An 18,958-nucleotide genomic window follows, 5' to 3' on the forward strand; every position below is an offset into this window, starting at 1 on the left:
CAGGCGGGGCCGCGCCCCACCGGCACCCCACCCTTGATGACCTTTAGCAGCAGCCCCCCTCCCCGCAAAGACACCGGCCCCAAGCGGCGCGCGGCGGACGTGGCCTATGACGCCATCGAGGCCATGATCTCCACCCTGCAGCTGCAGCCCGGCAGCCCCGTGGTGGAGGCCGAGATCGCCGAGAGCACCGGCCTCGGGCGCACACCGGTGCGCGAGGCCTTGCTGCGCATGGTGTCCATCGGCCTCATCGTGCAGCAGCCGCGCCGCGGGCTGCAGGTCTCCAACATCGACCTGGCGGACCACCTGGACGTGATCCAGACGCGCCGCGTGCTGGAGCGGCTGATCGCGTCGTGCGCAGCGCGGCGCGCCACCGCGCCGCAGCGCCAGGCCATCGTGCGCTGCGCCGAGGAGATGGTGCGCGCCGCGGAACGCGGCGAGCTCGACGGCTACATGCTGGCCGACCATGGGCTCGACCAGATCGTGCACCTGGCCTGCCAGAACCAGTCGGCCGTCAAATCCGTGGCACCGCTGATCGTGCAGTGCCGCCGCTTCTGGTACGCCTACCAGCACGAGGGCGACGTGACCGAGGGTGCGCGCGCCCACATGCACCTGGCGCAGGGCATCGCCAGCGGCGACGAGGCGCATGCCGTGGCCGGCGCCAACCAGCTCATGGACTACCTGGAGCAGTTCGCGCGCCGCATCATCGACCGGTGAGCGCAGCCATGTTCACGCTCACCACCATCGCGGAGCTTCCCGCAGCATTCAGCGCGCCATCCTGGCTGCGGCCCACGGACCCGGTGCTGCTGCACACAGGCGATCTGGCGCTGAATGGCGACCTGTTGCTCGACTGGAGCGCTGGCTGGGAGGATGGCCACATCGCAGCGGCGCTTGCGGGCCTGCAAGGACAGGCCGTCAGCGGCCTGTGCGTGCAGGGCGACCTGCATCTTGCGGGTGCCCTGGTGAATGCCGACGGCGACTCCGGCCCGCTGCTGCTGGTCACCGGCGCGCTCGGCGCGCGCCAGGCCAGTTGCGGCGGCTCCCATATCCGGGTGGACGGCGACCTGCGCGTGCAGGAGGTCGTCTACGGCCACTACAACCACGGCCAGCTGATCGTGGGCGGCCAGGTCATCGCCCAGGCGCTGATCAATGACGACCATGGCATCGATGTGCGGGGCCGGCCGGCCAAGGGCAGCAAGCTGCTGTGCATCGACCTGTCCGAAGGCCGGGACCCCGACGACCCGGAGATCCTGCCCGCCGCGCTCAGGAAGCTGCTCAAGAAATCGCCGCTGTCGCTGGAATCGGTGCGGGACGGTCTGCGCCAGGGCCGCAGCCTGGCCTCCATGACCACCCCGCAGACGGCCGAGGAATGGCGCAACGTGGTGTGGAGCGACTACACGCGCATCGCCAAGATCCCCAAGGAGCTGCGCACCGAGGCCATGTACCTGGCGCTGCTGACGCCCCAGTGCCCACTGCCCCGGCCCGAGGTGCACGAGCTGTTCTCGAAGATCCCGCCCAGGGAACTGACGCGCGCCGTGCGCCAGGCGGCCTTTGCGCTGGCCCCCAAGAGCCTGCTGATGCTGCCGCCGAAATTCGACCTGCAGCAGGAGTACGAGGCGTGCTTTCTCGCGCTGGGCGATCCACAGGCCGTGGTGGCAGAGGTTCCCGCCCAATTCATGAGCCCCGCCATGGCCGACCACCTGGCAGCCCGCAGCGGGAAACCCTAGCCCGCGCCAGCCAAGCTACTGGGTACCCTGGCTTCCCAGTGCGATGCGCTGCTCCAGAAAACGCCACAGGCGTTCATCGCCGCAGAAGGCCACGTTGAAACGCAGCCAGCCCGTGGGCCGCGGCTCCACCAGGAACAGCGCTCCCGGCCCGAGCATGATGCCCTCGCCCGTGCCCTCCATGGACAGCTCGGCACTGTCGGGCAGATCGGGATGGCGGGCCCACAGGTACATCCCGGCCTCGGGCTCATGGAACAGCTCGAAGCCCAGGGCCTGCAGCCTGCGGCCCACGCTGCGGTGCGCCTCGGCCAGGCGCTCGCGCAGCGACTTGAGATGCTTGCGCCAGCGGCCGTCCGTGACCACGCCGAAGGTGATGCGCTCGGTGATGTCCGACGAGGTGAGGCCCGAGACCATCTTCAGCTGCAGCAGGTCGTCCAGCACGTCACGCCTGGCCGCGACATAGCCCGTGCGCAGGTTGGGCGAGATGGTCTTGGAGAAACTGCCCACGTAGATCACGCGGCTCAACTGGTCCAGGCTCGCCAGCGAAGGGCGCACGCTGCTGTCCATGTCGACGTAGATGTCGTTTTCCACCAGGGTGAAGCCGTGCTGCTCGGCGAGCTGTAGCAGCCGATGCAGGTGCGCCACCGAGGCCATGGAGCAGGTGGGGCTCTGCAGCCGTGGCTGCGTGAAGAAGGCCTTGGGCTTGTGCTGCACCAGCAGCGCCTCCAGCGCAGGCAGGTCATAGCCCGTGGCCGTGCGCGGCACGCCGACCAGATGGGCCCCTGCAAAGCGCAGCATGAACAGCAGGTTGGGGTAGCCGGGGTCGTCCACCAGCACCACGTCGCCGGGCTTGAGCAGGAGCCGCGCCGCCAGGTCCAGCGCCTGGCTGGAGCCCTGGGTCAGCAGGATCTGGTCGGGGTCCACCGCCAGGTGCTGCTCGGCCAGCGATTCGGCCACCACCATGCGCAGCGCCATGTGGCCGTGCGGCAGGCCGTAGCCATCGAGTTCGGGGCCATCCGAGGACAGCTGGCGCATGCTGCGGCGCACCGCATCGCCAAACAACCAGTCGTGCGGCAGCCAGCCGCACCCCGGTTTCATCGGCAGGTTGCGGTTTTCGAAAATTTGCTTGAGGTACCAGCGTGCATCGAAACGGGGCACGGGCCGCTCCCGCGCACCACCGGCGGGCACACCGGTCTCGTCGCCGCGCCGCTTGACGAAGAAGCCCGCGTGCGCACGCGAGACCAGCCAGCCCTGGGCTACCAGCCGGTCATAGGCCTCGACCACGGTGAACACGCTGACACCGTGGGAGGCCGCGAACGCGCGGATCGAGGGGAGCTTGCTGCCAGGCTTGAGCACCTGGCTGACGATGAGGCCTCGCAGACCATCGACGATCTGGCTGACCAGAGGTGTCTGGAGGTCCGGGCTGAGAGTGAGCATCGGGAAAGCAAAGAGGGGAGCGAATTGTGCACCGTGTTGGCGCACACCAGATCAGGGAATGCCTGTACAGGATTCTAGACCTGCACAGTGCGCGGCAAAGCGCCTGTGTGTGTACATGGACGGGCTGCGGCACGGCTTCCAGAATCCGCTCCATTCCTTCACATCCGCTGGTTCAACCCGCCCGCCAACGCCATGCAGCACGACCGCCACTTCACCAATGCCGCCCTCCTCGCCCGCCGCCACGCCGCCGTCGCCCGCGGCGTGGGCCAGGCCCACGAGATCTTTGTCCAGAAGGCGCTGAACGCCGAACTGTGGGACGTGGAAGGCCGCCGCTACATCGACTTCGCAGGCGGCATTGCCGTGCTCAACACCGGCCACCTGCATGCGGGCGTGATCGCCGCCGTCAAGGCACAGCTCGACCTGTACACCCACACCTGCTTCCAGGTGTTGGCCTATGAACCTTATGTGGAAGTGGCCGAGCGCCTGAACACCCTGGCGCCCGGCGCCTTCGCCAAGAAGACCCTGCTGCTGACCACCGGCGCCGAAGCGGTGGAGAACGCCGTGAAGATCGCCCGCGCCCACACCGGCCGCCCAGGGGTGATCGCCTTCACCGGCGGATACCACGGCCGCACGAACATGACGCTGGGCCTCACGGGCAAGGTCGCACCGTACAAGACCGGCTTCGGCCCCTTCCCCGGCGAGGTGTACCACGCGCTGTTTCCCAATGCGCTGCATGGCGTGGGCGTGGAACAGGCCCTGCATTCGGTGGAGCTGCTGTTCAAGAACGACATCGAGCCCGGGCGCGTGGCGGCCTTCATCATCGAGCCCGTGCAGGGCGAAGGCGGCTTCTACATCGCACCACCCGAGTTCATCACCGGTCTCAAGGCGCTGGCCGACCGCCATGGCATCTTGCTGATCGCCGACGAGGTGCAGACCGGCGCCGGCCGCACCGGCACCTGGTTCGCCTGCGAGCAATGGCCCGTGGCCCCCGACCTGATCACCACCGCCAAGTCGCTGGCCGGCGGCTTCCCGCTGGCCGGCGTGGTGGGCCGCGCCGAGGTGATGGACGCCCCCGCCCCCGGCGGCCTGGGCGGCACCTATGCCGGCAGCCCCGTGGCCTGCGCCGCGGCACTGGCCGTGATCGAGGCCTTCGAAAAGGACCAGCTGCTGGCCCGCAGCCAGGACATGGGCGCGCTGCTGGTGCGCGCGCTCAAGGACCTGGCGAGCCGGGTGCCCGGTATCGGCGACGTGCGCGGCCTGGGGGCCATGGTGGCCATCGAGCTGTTCGAGGGCGGCGACCCCGCCAGGCCCGATGCGTCCCTCACGAAGAAGGTGGTGGCCGAGGCCGCGCGCCGCGGGCTGGTCCTGCTGTCCTGCGGCACCCACGGCAATGTGATCCGCATCCTGGTGCCGCTCACCGCCTCCAACGAACTGCTCGACGAAGGCCTGGCCATCCTGGCCGACAGCTTCGCTGCCGTGGTCTGACCCAACCGGCTCCAACGCCCCCATCCTGACGACACCCATGACCTCCGACGAACCCCTGGTCCGCTTCAGCGGCGTGCAAAAGAGCTATGACGGCGAACAGCTGGTCGTGCGCTCGCTGGACCTGGACATCCATCGCGGCGAATTCCTGAGCCTGCTGGGGCCCTCGGGCTCGGGCAAGACCACCACGCTGATGATGCTGGCCGGGTTCGAGTCACCCACCACCGGCGACATCCTGCTCGACGGCCGGCAGATCACCGGCACACCGCCGCACAAGCGCAACTTCGGCATGGTCTTCCAGAACTACGCGCTGTTTCCGCACCTCACGGTGGAGCAGAACGTGGCCTACCCGCTCACCGTGCGCAAGGTGCCCCGCGCCGAGCAGCAGGAACGGGTGCGCAAGGCGCTGGACATGGTTCGCCTGGCGGGTATGGGCGAGCGCCTGCCGGCCCGCCTGTCGGGTGGCCAGCAGCAGCGCGTGGCGCTGGCGCGCGCCCTGGTCTTCAACCCGCAGCTGGTGCTGATGGACGAGCCCCTGGGCGCACTGGACAAGCAGCTGCGCGAGCACATGCAGATCGAGCTCAAGGAGCTGCACCGCCAGCTCGGGGTGACCTTCGTGTACGTGACCCATGACCAGGGCGAGGCCCTGACCATGAGCGACCGGGTGGCGGTGTTCAACGAAGGCATCATCCAGCAGCTGGCCGGCGTGGAGGAACTCTACGAGAGCCCGGCCAACCGCTTCGTGGCGGGCTTCGTGGGCGACAACACCGTGCTCAGCGGCACCCTGCAGGGCGCGGGCGATGGAACGGCCATCCAGATGCCCGGCGGCTACCTGCTGCCCGGGGTAAACGTCAACACCGCGGCCCTGGGCAGCCGCGTACAGGCCTGCGTGCGCCCCGAGCGCATCGTGCTGCATCCGTACGCCTCCTACCCCCGTGGCTCGGCCGTGCCGGCCACGGTGGCGCGCTCCATCTACTACGGCGACCACCTTCGCCTCATGTGCGACCTGGGCCACGGCCAGGAGCAGGCCACCGTGAAGCTGGCCCTCACCCATTCCGACGCATCGGCCTACCCGCAACCGGGGCAGAACGTGCTGCTGGAGTTCCCGCCGGAGTCCACCCGCATCTATGCGGTCTGAGGCCCCGGCAGCTTGTCCTTTTTGTTCTTTTCACGCCCTCCCCTTTCCCAACGTCCTTTCCAAGGAAACCGCACCATGAAAAAGAGTCTGATCGCCTGCGCAACCCTTGCCGCATGCATGGCACTGCCCAGCTTTGCCCAGCAGCAGATCACCGTCGTGAACTTCGGCGGCGCCAATGCCAATGCCCAGAAGAAGGCGTTCTACGAACCCTACGAGAAGGCCGGCAACAAGATCGTGGCTGTGGAGTACAACGGCGAGCAGGCCAAGATCAAGGCCATGGTCGAGACCAGGAAGGTGACCTGGGACGTGGTGGAGGTCGAGTCGCCGGACGCGGCGCGCGGCTGCGATGAGGGCCTGTTCGAAAAGCTCGACTACAGCAAGATCGTGGACAAGGGCGACCTGCTGCCCGCTGCGGTGAACGACTGCGCCGTGGGCATCTTCGTGTGGTCCACCGTCATGGCGTACAACGGCGACAAGCTCAAGACCCCACCGACCAGCTGGGCCGATTTCTTCGACACCCGGAAGATCGCCGGCAAGCGCGGCATGCGCAAGGGCGCGCGCTACAACCTGGAGTTCGCGCTGCTGGCCGACGGCGTGAAACCCGCCGACGTGTACAAGGTGCTGGCCACCAAGGAGGGTGCAGACCGCGCCTTCAAGAAGCTGACCGAACTCAAGCCCAGCATCCAGTGGTGGGAAGCCGGAGCCCAGGCGCCGCAGTTCCTGGTGGCGGGCGACGTGGCGCTGACCACCGTGTTCAATGGCCGCATCGACGCGGCCAACCGCGAAGGCCGCAACCTCAAGATCTTCTGGCCGGGCGGCATCTACGACCTGGACTACTGGGCCATTCCCAAGGGCACGCCCAACAAGGATGCTGCCGTGAAGTTCATCGCCTTCACCATGCAGACCGCCAACCAGGCGGCCTACGCGCAGCACATCGCCTACGGCCCGGCCAACACGAAGGCCCTGGCCCAACTGGACAAGAAGGTGCTGGACGACCTGCCCACCTCCACCGCCAACGCCAAGGAGGCGCTGCAGTTCAGCGTGGGCTTCTGGGCCGACCAGGGCGAGGCGCTCGAGAAGCGCTTCGCCGCCTGGGCAACGCAGTAAGCGGCAGCCGGAGCACAGGACACCATGCAGCCAGCCACCCTCGCCATCCCCGCCGCAAGCGCACCGGGCGCCAGCACGCCCGGCGCACTGCGCAAGGCCCTGTCGCGCGCAGAGTCACGCCGCAAGTGGCGGGCGTTCGCACTCACCCTGCCGCTGCTGGTGTTCCTGCTGCTCACCCTGCTGGTCCCCATCGTGGCGCTGCTGCAGCGCGCGATCGAGAACCCCGAGGTGGCCAACGCGCTGCCGGCCACCATTTCCGCGCTCGAAGGCTGGGACCGCCAGGAGGCGCCCGGCCCGGCCGCGTATGCAGCGCTGGTGCGCGATCTGGCGCGCCTGCCGGACAGCGCCGACGCCGGAGCGCTGGCGCGCCGGCTCAACTCCGACGTGCCCGGCGCCCGCTCCCTCATCATGGGTGCGTACCGCGCCCTGCCCACGGCGGGCACGCCCGAATCCATGCGCGACCAATTGATCGCCAAGGACCCGCGCTGGAGCGAAGCGCCGCTGTGGCGCGCCATCGCGCGCAATGGCGCGCGCTGGACACCGGACTACCTGCTCGCCTCGGTGGACCTGCAGCGCGACGCGCTGGGCCAGGTGGAACGCATGCCCGAGCAGCAGCGCGCGTTCGGCAGCATCCTGCTGCGCACCTTCCACATCAGCCTGGTGGTCACGCTCATCTGCCTGGCCATCGGCTACCCGCTGGCCTGGTGGCTGGCTTCGCTGCCGGCGCGCCCGGCCAATGTGCTGATGATCCTGGTGCTGGTGCCGTTCTGGACTTCCATCCTGGTGCGCGTGGCCGCCTGGATCGTGCTGCTGCAGTCCGAAGGCCTGGTCAACCGCGGGCTGATGGGGCTGGGCCTCGTGAGCGAACCGCTGGCCCTGCTGTTCAACCGCACGGGCGTGGTGATCGCCATGGTGCACATCCTGCTGCCGTTCATGATCCTGCCGCTGTACAGCGTGATGAAGAACGTGCCCGCCACCTACGTGCGTGCCGCCGTGTCGCTGGGCAGCCCGCCCCTGGCGGCCTTCTTTCGGGTGTATGTGCCGCAGACCTACCCGGGCATCGGTGCCGGGGCCTTGCTGGTGTTCATCCTCGCCATCGGCTACTACGTGACACCGGCGCTGCTGGGCGGCGCCGACGACCAGATGCTCAGCTACTACATCGCCCGCTACACCAACGTCGAGGTGAACTGGGGCATGGCCTGCGCGCTCGGTGCCGTGCTGCTGGCCGCCACGCTGGTGCTGTATGGCGTGTACCGCCGCATCGGCAAGGCCGAGCTGAGCCTGGGCTGATCCGCCTGACTGTGCACCTCCCATCATCCCCCGCCCCACCCGCCATGTTCCGACTGCCCGAATTCCCCCGTTACGCCACGCTGACCGACAAGGCACTGTGGTGGCTGCTGCGCGCGCTGTGCGTGGCGGTGCTCGCATTCCTGCTGGCGCCCATCCTGGTGATGGTGCCCCTGTCGTTCTCGGAGAGCTCGTTCCTGGCCTACCCGATCACCGGCTGGTCGCTCAAGTGGTACCGCAACCTGTTCGAATCAGCCGAATGGGCGCGCGCCACGCGCAACAGCTTCATCGTGGCGCCGGCCGCCACGCTGGTCGCCACGGTGTTGGGCACGCTGGCGGCGGTGGGCCTGTCGCGCGCGGACTTCCGTTTCAAGGGCTTGCTGATGGGCGTGCTCATCGCGCCCATGGTGGTGCCCATCATCGTGGTCGGCGTGGCCACCTACCTGTATTTCGCACCGCTGGGCCTGGCCGACAGCTACGTGGGCCTGGTCATCGTGCACGCGGCGCTGGGCGCGCCCTTCGTGCTCACCACCGTGCTGGCCACCCTGGCGGGCTTCAACCACAACCTGGTGCGGGCATCGCTGAGCCTGGGGGAGACGCCGTTCAGGACCTTCTTTCGCATCACGCTGCCGGTGATCGCACCCGGCGTGGTCTCGGGGGCGCTGTTCGCCTTCGCCACCTCGTTCGACGAGGTCGTGGTCACGCTCTTCCTGGCCGGGGCCGAACAGGCCACGCTGCCGCGCCAGATGTTCACCGGGATCCGCGAGAACATCTCGCCCACCATTGCCGCCGTGGCCACGCTGCTCATCCTGTTCACCACCAGCCTGCTGCTGGTGCTGGAGTGGCTGCGCGGGCGCAGGGCCTGAGTGCGAACACACGCCCCAACCACTGGTACACCCGAGACACCCCCCGCTTTCAGCCTGCCGCTATGCTTGCCATGCGGCAGTGCGCCTACCACCCCTGACCACCCCCCAAGAGACATCACCATGGACATGAAGAACTCCCCCCTTTCCCTGCTCAAGGACCCGAGCCTGCTCAAGACCGATGGCCTCATCAACGGCCAGTGGGTGGCGGGCACGGGCCGCTTCGACGTGAACGACCCGGCCACGGGCCTGAAACTCGCGAGTGTGGCCAACCTGGGCCCGGCCGACGCCGAGGCCGCGATTGCCGCCGCCAACGCCGCCTGGCCTGCGTGGAAGGCCAAGACCGCCAAGGAGCGCAGCATCCTGCTGCGCAAGTGGTACGACCTGCTCATGGCCAACCAGGACGACCTGGGCCGCATCATGACGGCCGAGCAGGGCAAGCCCCTGCCCGAGGCCAAGGGCGAGGTGGCCTATGGCGCGAGCTTCGTGGAGTGGTTTGCCGAGGAGGCCAAGCGCATCAACGGCGAGACCCTGCCCCAGTTCGACAACAGCCGCCGGCTGATGGTCTTGAAGCAGCCGATCGGCGTGTGCGCCGCCATCACGCCGTGGAACTTTCCGCTGGCCATGATCACGCGCAAGGTCGCGCCAGCACTGGCCGCGGGTTGCCCGGTGGTGATCAAGCCGGCGGAGCTGACGCCGCTGACCGCGCTGGCAGCGGCCGAACTGGCCATCCGTGCAGGCATCCCGGCGGGCGTGTTCAACATCCTGCCGGCCGACAGCGGCAACTCGATCGCCATCGGCAAGGTGCTGTGCGCGAGCGACGTGGTGCGCCACATCAGCTTCACGGGCAGCACCGAAGTCGGCCGCATCCTGATGGCGCAATCGGCCCCCACGGTCAAGAAGATGTCGCTGGAGCTGGGCGGCAACGCGCCCTTCCTGGTGTTCGACGACGCCGACATCGACAGTGCCGTGGAAGGCGCCTTCGCCAGCAAGTACCGCAACGCCGGCCAGACCTGCGTGTGCACCAACCGCTTCTATGTGCAGGAAAGCGTGTACGACCAGTTCGTCGCCAAGTTCGCCGCCAAGGTGAAGACGGCCAAGGTGGGCAATGGCTTCGAGGACGGCGTGAACCAGGGCCCGCTGATCGAGGAGGCCGCGCTGGTGAAGGTGCAGCGCCATGTGGACGATGCCCTCGCCAAGGGCGGCAGCGTGGTGGCCGGCGGCAAGCGCCTGGCGGGCCAGTTCTTCGAGCCCACGGTGGTGGCCAACGCCACGCCCGACATGCTGTGCGCGCGCGAGGAGACCTTCGGCCCCTTCGCCCCGGTCTTCAAGTTCAAGACCGAGCAGGAGGCCATCGACGCTGCCAACGCCACCGAGTTCGGCCTGGCCAGCTACTTCTACACCCGCGACGTGGGCCGCATCTTCCGCGTGGCCGAGGCGCTGGAGTACGGCATGGTCGGCATCAACGTGGGCATCCTGGCCACGGAGCATGTGCCCTTCGGCGGCGTCAAGCAATCGGGCCTGGGCCGCGAGGGCTCGCACCATGGCATCGACGACTATGTGGAGATCAAATACCTCTGCCTGGGCGATATCCAGAAGTAAGCCCGGCTGAGGCCGACGGCGGCCTCGCTGGGGCACAATCGCCGGCGTGCGGCCGGCAACGCAGGCAGCCCCACCCGGGGCTGCCGTGCTTTCCACCACCAAGAGGCTCCCGTTCCAGGGCGGCCCACCGGCTGCACGCACCCAGAGGGAACCCACCAACATGAAAGCCTTGATCCTTGCGCTGCTGACTGCAGCGACTTCCGCCGCGCACGCGCAAACGCTCGACGTCTTCGAATCCCACGGCAACATGCACTACGCCATGGTGCCCACCGACAAGGCGCGCGACACCCAGTACATGGAAAGGGTGGCCTACAAGTTCTGCCAGGACCAGAACAAGGGCAGCTGCCGCGTGATGATCTGGTCCGACAGCCTGGACAAGCCCACGGGCAACCCCTTCCATACACGGTACGACGAAAACAAGCTGGCCGAGTACATGCGCAACTACAGCGGCATCGCCGATGGCATCCGGTTCAACTGCAAGCTCGTGACCACCGCCAGCCGCTGCTACCAGCAGTGAGCGGCCGCCGAAGCGCCGGTGGACAATTCGTCCAGTCGGGCAGCACCGCGCCGACGCAGAATCCCGAGGCCGGCCGGCCACCGTGCGCAGCCCATAGGGGGTTGCGCGCATCCATCCCAGAGGCAGTGAGACATTGCCCGCTGGCCGCGCGCTCTGGAGGGAACCCGCCATGAAAGCCTTGATCCTTGCGCTGCTGACCGCAGCGACCGCCGTTGCCCACGCCCAGACGCTGGACGTCTTCGAGACCCACGGCAACACGCACTACGCCATGGTGCCTACCGACAAGGCGCAGGACACCGACTACATCGGGCGCGCGGCCTACAAGTTCTGCGCGGACCAGAACAAGGGTTCCTGCCATATCAAGGTCTGGTCCGACAGCCTGGACAAGCCCACGGGCCAGCCCCACCACACCCGCTACAACGACAACCAGCTTGCCGACTACACCCATGGGCCCATGGGCGTCAGCGCTACTCTCTTCAATTGCAGGATGGTGAAGACCGCCAGCCGCTGCTACCAGCGCTGAAACTGGCACGCCCGCTCGCTCACCCCTGCCCAGGCGCATCGCGCCGGTTGGTGAAGCTGGCATTGCCCAGTCCCGTGCCCACGGTGAGGATGGCCCAGCGCTCCACGTCGTTGGTGAAGGGCATCTCCGAGAGGCCCTGCACCACCGCATCGTTGTGCAGACAGACCTGGGTGCGGCCATCGCCGATGGTCGGCAAGCGCTCGCACAGGTCGCGCGGCAGATGGAAGCGCGCGCTCTCCCAGTTGCCCGGCAGGTTCTGCGTGCCGCCGGCCAGCGAGCCGTCTTCGACGATCAGGCCCGGGCAGGCCACGCCGATGTACGGGGCCAGGCGGATCTCCTTTTTCTCCGCGTAGGCGATCAGGTCTTCGAGGATGGTGGCGATGCCCTCGACCAGTTCGTCGCGCTTGGGCTCGTCGTCGGCATGGGCCCATTTCTCGCGGCGCACCACCTCGGCCAATGACATGTCGGGTGCCTTGTGCAGGTGCGTCTGCACGATGCCGCAGCGCACGTTGGTGCCGCCGATGTCCACCGCCAGGATGGCATCGTAGCTTTGCAGCAGGGCCGGGGGCGCCAGGTGCACCCAGCCGATCAGGCCGCCCTCGTCCGCATGGTGGTGCAGGGTGCGCAGCTCCACGGGCACCTTCTCGGCCTTGAGGATCTTGCCGGCGCGCGCGATGGAGCGGCTGCCCACCTCGCTCTGGTGAAAGCCTCCGCCGATGATGATGCGCTCGACGCCGCGCCAGGTCTTGTGCTTGAGAAAGCGCTGCACCACGTGCGCCAGCTGCAGCGCATAGTCTTCCGACGCGGCCGCTATGGCTTGGGCGGCGATGCCGTCCTTTTCGAGCATGGCATCGAGCTGGTGCTTGCTCAGTTCGCGCGTGGATTTGCGCCCCATGGGGTCCTTGCCGTCCATGGCCGTGAACAGCTTGCGCCAGGCGTCGAGCATGTGGCGGAAGGCCGTGCGGCTGGCCACGTCGCCCACGAAGCCGTCGCCATCGCGCAGCTCCAGGCTGTAGCCCTCGATCACGACCGAAGCCAGGCGCATGTCGCCGTGCGGACCGACGATGCCCAGCTCGCGCTGGGCCTTGGCGTCCTTTTCCTCCTGCGCGGCGCTGGGTTTGTCGGGCGCAGCCTTCTTGGCCTTCGCGCCCTTGTCTTTGTCTTTGGATGCCATTCAGTCCTCATGCAATGGCGGCCCGCACCCCGGGCCGTGCCTGCATGGTGCCCCAGGCGCTGGCGCCCCGGCGTCAGCCAACGCCTTGACATGCCCCCAAACCCATCAGGTCTTTGCAGTGCCCTGGATCAGGGCCTTGGCCCGCAGCCCCGCCCACACGGCAAGGAACAAGGCCGCCGCGAACACCCAGCCCGACAGCGCACCGGCCATGCCGCCCGAGAGCAGTGTGCCGATGGTGCAGCCCAGCCCGGTCATCGCGCCCCAGCCCAGCAGCACGCCGCCCGAGAGCCCGCGCACGGCATCGCGCCAGGTCGGCCAGCGCGGGGCGAACTGGCGGCTGGCCAGCGCGGCGATGAAGGCCCCGGCCACCAGCCCGGCGAGCAGCAGCGCATTGGGCGTGAGCCAGGTGGACTGGGGCAGCGTGGCGCAACCGGCAAAGCCGTCGAGCCCGTCGAGCCGATCGGGGATCCAGCCCTGGCCTTGCGCCCACTGGCGCGCCGCGCTGCCCAGCGTGGCCGTCACGCCCAGCGGGCGCATGCGCACGATGGCCAGTGCACCGATGAGCCCCACGGCAAGGCCGCCGACCCAGTAGCTCCAGCGGCCGGTCCACAGCCGCCGCCACACGGCGCGCAGGCCAGGGACGCCCACCCCGCGCACGCCCTCGCCCACTGGCTCGCGCGCAAAGCCGCGCCACAGCCAGGCCGCCAACGCGGCCAGCACCGCCAGTTGCGCGAGCAGCGCCCCGCCATAGCCCAGGTGCGCAGGCAGCCAGACCACGGGTGCATCGGCCACACTCAGGCTGTACAGGCCGTTCCAGATCTTGAACCCGAGGATGAAGCCCAGCGCCGAGCCCAGCAGGGCAAACGGCGAGACCGCCGAGCCCTCGGCCAGCCGGTACCAGTGCGCGCTGATGCACGAGCCCGAGACCACCATCCCGGCACCGAACGACAGCCCGGCGGCCACCAGCACCCAGCTCACGGGGCCGATGTGCATGTCCGGCGGCAGCTTGCCCGGCTGCGGCACCGGCAGCCAGCCGCCCAGCACCACGGTGTAGCCCACCAGGCCCACGGCCAGCGCCAGCACGATGGCCAGCAACCCGCGCGGGTTGCCGTCCTCGAACCAGTCGCGCGCATGGCAGTAAAAGCAAAAACGCGAGCGCTGCAGCACCAGGCCCAGCACGGCACCGGTCACCAGTGCAAAGACCAGCGTGCGCCCACCGGCCAGGCCCTCGATCCAGCGCGTGGACAGGGCCAACGCCGCCAGCAGGGCCACTGCAGCGATGGGAGAAAGGAATGGGAATGGCTGCTTGTTGCTTGTCGTCGTCATGTGGCACCGGAACGAAAAAAAGCCCGCCGAAGCGGGCTGTAAAGAGACCCCCTACCAAAAAACTCGGTACGCCTTATTTGGCGGCCCAGACCGTGCCGGCCGGGTTGTTGATGGGCACGCCCACGGCGTTGCCGTATTCTGTCCACGAGCCGTCGTAGTTCTTCACGCTGTAGCCCAGGATCTTGGACAGCGCGAACCAGGTGTGGCTGGAGCGCTCGCCGATGCGGCAGTAGGTGATGACCGGCTTGCTGCCGTCGATGCCCACGTTGGCATAGAGCTTCTTCAGGTCGTCGGCCGACTTGAAGGTGCCGTCTTCCTTGACCGCCTGGCCCCAGGGTACGTTGGCGGCACCGGGGATGTGGCCGGCGCGGATGCTCAGCTCGGGCACGCCGGCCGGCGCAAAGATCTTGCCGGAGTATTCGTCGGCCGAGCGGATGTCCACCAGCTTGGCGTTGCTCTTGCCCTCGGCCGCGGCCAGGGTGTCGGCAAGGCGGGCGCGCAGCTGCGTGTTGACCTGCGTGACCTTGTAGTTGCTGGCCGTGAACTCGGGCACGCGGTTGTTCAGCGGCTGGTTCTCGGCCTCCCACTTCTTGCGGCCGCCGTCGAGCAGCTTGACGTTCTTCACCCCGTAAATGTCGAACACCCAGGCGCCCCAGGCGGCAAACCAGTTGTTGGTGTCTCCGTAAAGCACCACGGTGGTCTCGGGCGTCACGCCGGCCTTGGACAGCAGCGCCTCGAAGGCCTCCTTGCTGACGATGTCGCGGCGCACCTTGTCGTTCAGGTCCTGGTGCCAGGAGAAGTTCACGGCGCCGGGCACGTGGCTGCGTTCGTAGAGGCCCGGGTTCACGCTGACCTCGACGATGCGCACCTGGGTGTTGTCGAGGTTCTGCGCCAGCCACTCGGTGCTGACCAGCGGGCCCGCCGGGATGGGCGTGGCCGCCCAGGCCAGCGATGCGCCCAGCGCCATGCCGGCACCCAGTACCCATGCGCCGAGGCGGCGGCCCAGGGGCTGGGTGGGGTGGATCGTCGTCGTGTGCTGTGGCTGGCTCATGCGGGTCATCCTCTCTTGTCGGGTGGCCGGTGCTGCAACCATTGCGGCAACCGATGAACGGAATTTAGGGGCTCGGCGCCGGCTGCGGAACAAAGCAAAACGCGCTTGGTTATGCGAAAAAGGCGCGAGCATGCCCGGATGGGACGTATGGGATCTGCCCGGCACGGGCCCTGGTTTACCCCCAATGGGAATGGCCTGGAGCTGCGCCGCATGTAGTAGCCGGCTAACACCCACCACACGCCCCGCAACCCAACAATGGACTCCCCTGACCTTTGAGGAGACACACGATGGCGGCGAAAAAGATACTCATGCTGTGCGGCGACTACTGCGAGGACTACGAGACCATGGTGCCCTTCCAGGCCCTGCTGGCCGTGGGCCACACGGTGCATGCGGTGTGCCCGGACAAGAAGGCCGGCGACCACATCAAGACGGCGATCCACGACTTCGAGGGCGCACAGACCTACAGCGAAAAGCCGGGCCACAACTTCACCTTGAACGCCACCTTTGCCGGCCTGGACGTGGCCAGCTACGACGCGCTGGTGATCCCCGGTGGCCGCGGCCCCGAGTACCTGCGCACCTACCCGGCGGTGGTCTCGGCGGTAAAGCACTTCTTCGACACCAACAAGCCTGTCGCCGCCGTGTGCCATGGCGCGCAACTGCTGGCCGGTGCTGGCGTGCTCAAGGGCCGCACCTGCTCGGCCTACCCGGCCTGCCGGGCCGAGGTGGAGATCGCGGGCGGCACCTACGCCGAGATCGCCATCGACGCCGCCGTGACCGAAGGCAATCTGGTATCGGCCCCGGCCTGGCCGGCGCACCCGGCCTGGATTGCACAGTTCCTGGCCCTGATGGGCACGCGCATCAGTTTGTAAGCACCGTTTGACGCCAGGACAACGGCCTCCGATGATGGAGGCCGTTTCTGAAAGGCCGCAAGCATGTGCCAGGTATTCATCAGCGCCGATCCCACCCTGTACGAAAGCCGCGCCCGCTCGGTGCGGCTGCACGGGGTGGCCACCAGCATCCGGCTGGAAAACCTGTTCTGGCAAGTGCTCGGCGAGATCGCCCGGCGCGATGGCATGGGCGTGCCCCAGCTGTGCACGAAGCTGTACGACGAACTGGTGGCCGAGCGCGGCGAGGTGGACAATTTCGCTTCGTTCCTGCGCGTGTGCTGTGGCCGCTACATGGCGCTGCAGCTGTCGGGCGGCATCCCGCAGGACGCATCGATCCCCATCCGCAGCCTCAATGCCCAGCAGGTGCTGGCCACCGAGGGACGGCGCACCGTGCTGGCGCAGGCGGCGTGAATCGGCCCGGCAGCAGTGCCCCTATAATCCGGCGCACTGCGGGTGTAGCTCAATGGCAGAGCTGTTGCTTCCCAAGCAACTGACGAGGGTTCGATTCCCTTCACCCGCTCCATAGTTTTGTAAGTGGTTGATCCACCTACATTCGCATCCAAGCCCGAGCTTGGCACGCAGACCCACTACGAAAGTGTGGTACGACGTGTCAGGCTCTTTGTCTTTAAACCGCCGCCATAGCGGCGTTTACTTTGTTCGTCTGTGCGTGCCTCTGCGCCTTCAGCAGGCGGTCGGGAAGCTTGAGATTCATCGGAGCACCGGCTGCCGAGACCTTCGGACTGCCCGGATCGTGGCAGCCGACCTTGTCGCTGAGTGGCATCGAGCCATCGCAAAGGCTGATCTCATGGACATATCTGCCATTGCTGCCGGGTCTCTCCAACTTCTTGGAGACGGGTACCTACCACTTGTAGATTCAGCTCTCGCTCTGGGGACAACCTCTGCACTGCTTGCCGACAGATTGATCGCGCGCGGCACGCCGTTCTTTGTACATGCGGATGGATGGCTAGGCTGGCAAGTGCACGACTATGAGCAACAGCTCGAACACTTGCGCGACGCGCAGGGCCTTGTCGAGGTAGTCATTGACGAACACAAGCTGGGGGGGCTCGCTGCACGCACTCGGTACACAGGCCGCCTGCGCATTCGCTTTGACGAGGAGATTGGGGCCATCGCGCGCGCCGATGCGGGCGTACCGGTGAGCCAGTTTCTTCACTGGCCCTCTACCGAAAATGGCTTCGTATGCGATGTTCCGGGCCCAAGCATCACAACAGCCATGCTGGAAGTGCGTCGAGGGGATGTTGAGGCCCTGCGGACCTCGCTTGCAGCGTTGCTGGCCCCTGAGGTGCGTACCGCAGCTACCCTCGGCGCGTTGACGAAGGCGGCGTCAGCTCCCCTTCCACCGGCGGGCAAGGATAGGACGGTGACAGACTTGACGGTTGAGTACCTCCGCAGACACGAGGGCGCATGGAAGCCGGATCAATTGCGACGGCGCAAGGACCAGTGCGATTTGCTCGTCGAGCTGGTCGGCGATGTCCCGTTGGCCAAGGTAGATCGTCTTGCGCTGCGTGAGCTTGCCGACCAGATTGCACGCATTCCGGACGAACGCCACAACGTCCGGAGAAAGCACAAGAGCCCCGCCGCTACATTCCCCGAACTCATCGCATTGGCTGACCAACTTAATCTGCCTCGCCTGACCACACAGGCCCAGGCACGACTGCTGGACAGCCTGGCGGAGATTTTCGCCTGGGCCGTGCGCGAGACAATGATGATTCAGAACCCAGCGACGGGCTGGGCGGCGAGTTGCTGAAGAGGGCAGGCGGTCCCAAAGCAAAAGCCAGCCAGCAGCGAGATGCGTTTTCACCGGCTGAACTTGGCTTGATCTTTAGCGCGCCCTGGTTTCAAAACGGCGTGGGTCAGCGCACGCCCAAGGGCAAGTTCTACGCTTACCGGCCACACTACTACTGGCTGCCGTTGCTCGCGCTCTTCTGTGGCGGCCGTCTCAACGAGCTTTCGCAGTTGTACCTTAGCGATATCCAGGTAGATGGCTCGGGAACTACTTACCTCGACTTCAATCTGGAGGGCGAGGGCAAAATGGATTTGGACGGAGTGGAAGTATCAGCCGGGACCGATAAATCGCTGAAGACCATCAACTCCCAGCGCATGATCCCGGTACACAACTACCTGCTGTCACGCGGGTTTCAGGAGTACGTGAACGCACTTCGCAGTGCCGGGCATTCGCGTCTATTCCCGGAGCTAACCTTCGACGAGACCAAGGGCTACGGCAAGGCCGCCGGCAAGTGGTTTAACGAACGGTTTCTGGGTAACGAACTGAAGATTCCCCGCGACGGCCGCCGAACTTTTCATTCGCTGCGTCATAACTTTGCCACCGCCCTCGGTGCCGCTGGTATACCCACGAATCTCAAGTCGGATTTGATGGGGCATTCCCGGTCAAAGGCATTGGTAGAAACTCGCTACGACAAAGGAGCATCGATGAAGTCGCTGGGTACAGGCATCAATGCACTTTCTTACCCGCTACCTTCCATCGCGGAGTTCAACACCCAGAGTGGCCTTGAAGCCATTCGACACGCGCTTGAACTGAAAGAGCGCCACGGAAAGAAGCGTCGCTCAGGAATGTAGACTGAACGATAACCGGAGCACACCTTGAACTATTGGTAGCGCTCATGCGGCAGTCTGCAACACTTGCGGCGCATCGGATTGGCCTATTCGCCAGCTTCTTATGTCAGTGAACTCCCGCGTACAACCCGAACACACTAACCTTTCGCCGTAGCGCAACACCCCCTGGCCATCGCGCTCCACCACCCTGCGGTAGTTGGTCGAGCCACAGTAGCCGCAGCGGTTCACAGGAGCAATTCGTTCGGTTTCCA

At 66.9% G+C, this 18,958-nt stretch carries 18 protein-coding genes, 1 tRNA gene and 1 pseudogene; 16 read left to right on the forward strand and 4 right to left on the reverse strand.

All coding sequences use genetic code 11. The annotated features are described in order from the left end of the window. The first annotated feature begins 36 nt into the window (after positions 1-36). Together AC07PA_RS15080 and AC07PA_RS15085 are read left to right on the forward strand one after the other, a co-directional pair. Positions 37-714 carry a GntR family transcriptional regulator gene (locus tag AC07PA_RS15080; protein WP_494608503.1) on the forward strand — a complete coding sequence of 226 codons (678 nt, stop codon included), beginning with the start codon at positions 37-39 and terminating at the stop codon, positions 712-714. Between the two features lie 8 nt (positions 715-722). Then, on the forward strand, positions 723-1,724 hold the full coding sequence (locus AC07PA_RS15085) for a hypothetical protein (protein WP_494608504.1): 1,002 nt from the start codon (positions 723-725) through the stop codon (positions 1,722-1,724). A 15-nt stretch (positions 1,725-1,739) separates the two neighbouring features. Here AC07PA_RS15085 and AC07PA_RS15090 read toward each other — a convergent pair whose 3' ends face one another. Beyond that, the gene (locus tag AC07PA_RS15090) at positions 1,740-3,158 is read right to left on the reverse strand and encodes an aminotransferase-like domain-containing protein (RefSeq protein ID WP_494608505.1); all 1,419 of its coding nucleotides are present in this window, start codon (positions 3,156-3,158) and stop codon (positions 1,740-1,742) included. Positions 3,159-3,350: 192 nt separating this feature from the next. Here AC07PA_RS15090 and gabT point away from each other — a divergent pair, with 192 nt between their 5' ends. From gabT to AC07PA_RS15130, 8 genes are all read left to right on the forward strand, one after another. Further along, positions 3,351-4,643: a 4-aminobutyrate--2-oxoglutarate transaminase gene (gene gabT, locus AC07PA_RS15095; protein ID WP_494608506.1), complete on the forward strand. Its 1,293-nt coding sequence runs from the start codon at positions 3,351-3,353 to the stop codon at positions 4,641-4,643. A gap of 37 nt (positions 4,644-4,680) precedes the next feature. After that, positions 4,681-5,778 carry an ABC transporter ATP-binding protein gene (locus tag AC07PA_RS15100; protein ID WP_494608507.1) on the forward strand — a complete coding sequence of 366 codons (1,098 nt, stop codon included), beginning with the start codon at positions 4,681-4,683 and terminating at the stop codon, positions 5,776-5,778. 75 nt (positions 5,779-5,853) lie between these two features. Next, the gene (locus AC07PA_RS15105) at positions 5,854-6,885 is read left to right on the forward strand and encodes an ABC transporter substrate-binding protein (protein ID WP_007861440.1); all 1,032 of its coding nucleotides are present in this window, start codon (positions 5,854-5,856) and stop codon (positions 6,883-6,885) included. A gap of 24 nt (positions 6,886-6,909) precedes the next feature. Continuing rightward, entirely contained in the window at positions 6,910-8,175 is a 1,266-nt protein-coding gene (locus AC07PA_RS15110) for an ABC transporter permease (RefSeq protein WP_494608508.1), read from the forward strand. 44 nt (positions 8,176-8,219) lie between these two features. Continuing rightward, entirely contained in the window at positions 8,220-9,038 is an 819-nt protein-coding gene (locus AC07PA_RS15115) for an ABC transporter permease (protein WP_494608509.1), read from the forward strand. 120 nt (positions 9,039-9,158) lie between these two features. Next, positions 9,159-10,637: an NAD-dependent succinate-semialdehyde dehydrogenase gene (locus tag AC07PA_RS15120; protein ID WP_494608510.1), complete on the forward strand. Its 1,479-nt coding sequence runs from the start codon at positions 9,159-9,161 to the stop codon at positions 10,635-10,637. A gap of 160 nt (positions 10,638-10,797) precedes the next feature. Further along, entirely contained in the window at positions 10,798-11,154 is a 357-nt protein-coding gene (locus AC07PA_RS15125; protein ID WP_007861430.1) for a hypothetical protein, read from the forward strand. A gap of 169 nt (positions 11,155-11,323) precedes the next feature. Continuing rightward, positions 11,324-11,677 (forward strand): hypothetical protein, encoded by a 354-nt coding sequence (locus AC07PA_RS15130; protein ID WP_494608511.1) that lies wholly within the window; start codon positions 11,324-11,326, stop codon positions 11,675-11,677. Between the two features lie 19 nt (positions 11,678-11,696). On the opposite strand, the gene AC07PA_RS15135 is transcribed toward AC07PA_RS15130, so the two are convergent. The 3 genes from AC07PA_RS15135 to AC07PA_RS15145 all read right to left on the reverse strand — a co-directional run bounded on the left by AC07PA_RS15135 (position 11,697) and on the right by AC07PA_RS15145 (position 15,228). Then, positions 11,697-12,851, reverse strand: a complete 1,155-nt coding sequence (locus AC07PA_RS15135; RefSeq protein ID WP_494608512.1) for an ROK family protein — start codon at positions 12,849-12,851, stop codon at positions 11,697-11,699. Positions 12,852-12,956: 105 nt separating this feature from the next. Next, positions 12,957-14,177, reverse strand: coding sequence for a YeeE/YedE family protein (locus AC07PA_RS15140; RefSeq protein WP_494608513.1), 1,221 nt, complete (start codon positions 14,175-14,177; stop codon positions 12,957-12,959). 73 nt (positions 14,178-14,250) lie between these two features. Beyond that, on the reverse strand, positions 14,251-15,228 hold the full coding sequence (locus AC07PA_RS15145) for a sulfurtransferase (protein WP_494608514.1): 978 nt from the start codon (positions 15,226-15,228) through the stop codon (positions 14,251-14,253). 287 nt (positions 15,229-15,515) lie between these two features. On the opposite strand from AC07PA_RS15145, the gene AC07PA_RS15150 reads away from it, so the two are divergent. The 6 genes and pseudogenes from AC07PA_RS15150 (at position 15,516) to AC07PA_RS15175 (ending at position 18,710) form a co-directional block, all read left to right on the forward strand. Then, the gene (locus AC07PA_RS15150) at positions 15,516-16,097 is read left to right on the forward strand and encodes a DJ-1/PfpI family protein (protein WP_494608515.1); all 582 of its coding nucleotides are present in this window, start codon (positions 15,516-15,518) and stop codon (positions 16,095-16,097) included. A gap of 63 nt (positions 16,098-16,160) precedes the next feature. Next, a complete protein-coding gene (locus AC07PA_RS15155) occupies positions 16,161-16,526 on the forward strand; it encodes a ribbon-helix-helix domain-containing protein (protein WP_007857819.1) in 366 nt (121 codons plus the stop codon). 38 nt (positions 16,527-16,564) lie between these two features. Further along, positions 16,565-16,638, forward strand: a tRNA-Gly gene (locus AC07PA_RS15160). Between the two features lie 144 nt (positions 16,639-16,782). Next, positions 16,783-16,851 (forward strand): annotated as a pseudogene (locus AC07PA_RS15165) (hypothetical protein); the annotation flags it as partial. Between the two features lie 69 nt (positions 16,852-16,920). Then, positions 16,921-17,880 (forward strand): hypothetical protein, encoded by a 960-nt coding sequence (locus AC07PA_RS15170; protein ID WP_494608565.1) that lies wholly within the window; start codon positions 16,921-16,923, stop codon positions 17,878-17,880. Beyond that, complete coding sequence (locus AC07PA_RS15175; RefSeq protein ID WP_494608516.1) at positions 17,874-18,710, forward strand: site-specific integrase; 837 nt, start codon at positions 17,874-17,876, stop codon at positions 18,708-18,710. Before AC07PA_RS15170 ends, AC07PA_RS15175 begins: the two co-directional genes overlap by 7 nt. The last annotated feature ends 248 nt before the right edge of the window (positions 18,711-18,958 follow it).

It is taken from the genome of Acidovorax sp. GW821-FHT09B03 (assembly GCF_059418305.1).

What these genes read in the sequence shown, in the direction of transcription:
- AC07PA_RS15080 (WP_494608503.1), top strand. Translation starts at nt 37, where the DNA reads ATGACCTTTAGCAGCAGCCCCCCTCCCCGCAAAGACACCGGCCCCAAG.
- AC07PA_RS15085 (WP_494608504.1), top strand. Translation starts at nt 723, where the DNA reads ATGTTCACGCTCACCACCATCGCGGAGCTTCCCGCAGCATTCAGCGCG.
- AC07PA_RS15090 (WP_494608505.1), bottom strand. Translation starts at nt 3,158, where the DNA reads ATGCTCACTCTCAGCCCGGACCTCCAGACACCTCTGGTCAGCCAGATC.
- gabT (WP_494608506.1), top strand. Translation starts at nt 3,351, where the DNA reads ATGCAGCACGACCGCCACTTCACCAATGCCGCCCTCCTCGCCCGCCGC.
- AC07PA_RS15100 (WP_494608507.1), top strand. Translation starts at nt 4,681, where the DNA reads ATGACCTCCGACGAACCCCTGGTCCGCTTCAGCGGCGTGCAAAAGAGC.
- AC07PA_RS15105 (WP_007861440.1), top strand. Translation starts at nt 5,854, where the DNA reads ATGAAAAAGAGTCTGATCGCCTGCGCAACCCTTGCCGCATGCATGGCA.
- AC07PA_RS15110 (WP_494608508.1), top strand. Translation starts at nt 6,910, where the DNA reads ATGCAGCCAGCCACCCTCGCCATCCCCGCCGCAAGCGCACCGGGCGCC.
- AC07PA_RS15115 (WP_494608509.1), top strand. Translation starts at nt 8,220, where the DNA reads ATGTTCCGACTGCCCGAATTCCCCCGTTACGCCACGCTGACCGACAAG.
- AC07PA_RS15120 (WP_494608510.1), top strand. Translation starts at nt 9,159, where the DNA reads ATGGACATGAAGAACTCCCCCCTTTCCCTGCTCAAGGACCCGAGCCTG.
- AC07PA_RS15125 (WP_007861430.1), top strand. Translation starts at nt 10,798, where the DNA reads ATGAAAGCCTTGATCCTTGCGCTGCTGACTGCAGCGACTTCCGCCGCG.
- AC07PA_RS15130 (WP_494608511.1), top strand. Translation starts at nt 11,324, where the DNA reads ATGAAAGCCTTGATCCTTGCGCTGCTGACCGCAGCGACCGCCGTTGCC.
- AC07PA_RS15135 (WP_494608512.1), bottom strand. Translation starts at nt 12,851, where the DNA reads ATGGCATCCAAAGACAAAGACAAGGGCGCGAAGGCCAAGAAGGCTGCG.
- AC07PA_RS15140 (WP_494608513.1), bottom strand. Translation starts at nt 14,177, where the DNA reads ATGACGACGACAAGCAACAAGCAGCCATTCCCATTCCTTTCTCCCATC.
- AC07PA_RS15145 (WP_494608514.1), bottom strand. Translation starts at nt 15,228, where the DNA reads ATGAGCCAGCCACAGCACACGACGACGATCCACCCCACCCAGCCCCTG.
- AC07PA_RS15150 (WP_494608515.1), top strand. Translation starts at nt 15,516, where the DNA reads ATGGCGGCGAAAAAGATACTCATGCTGTGCGGCGACTACTGCGAGGAC.
- AC07PA_RS15155 (WP_007857819.1), top strand. Translation starts at nt 16,161, where the DNA reads ATGTGCCAGGTATTCATCAGCGCCGATCCCACCCTGTACGAAAGCCGC.
- AC07PA_RS15170 (WP_494608565.1), top strand. Translation starts at nt 16,921, where the DNA reads ATGGACATATCTGCCATTGCTGCCGGGTCTCTCCAACTTCTTGGAGAC.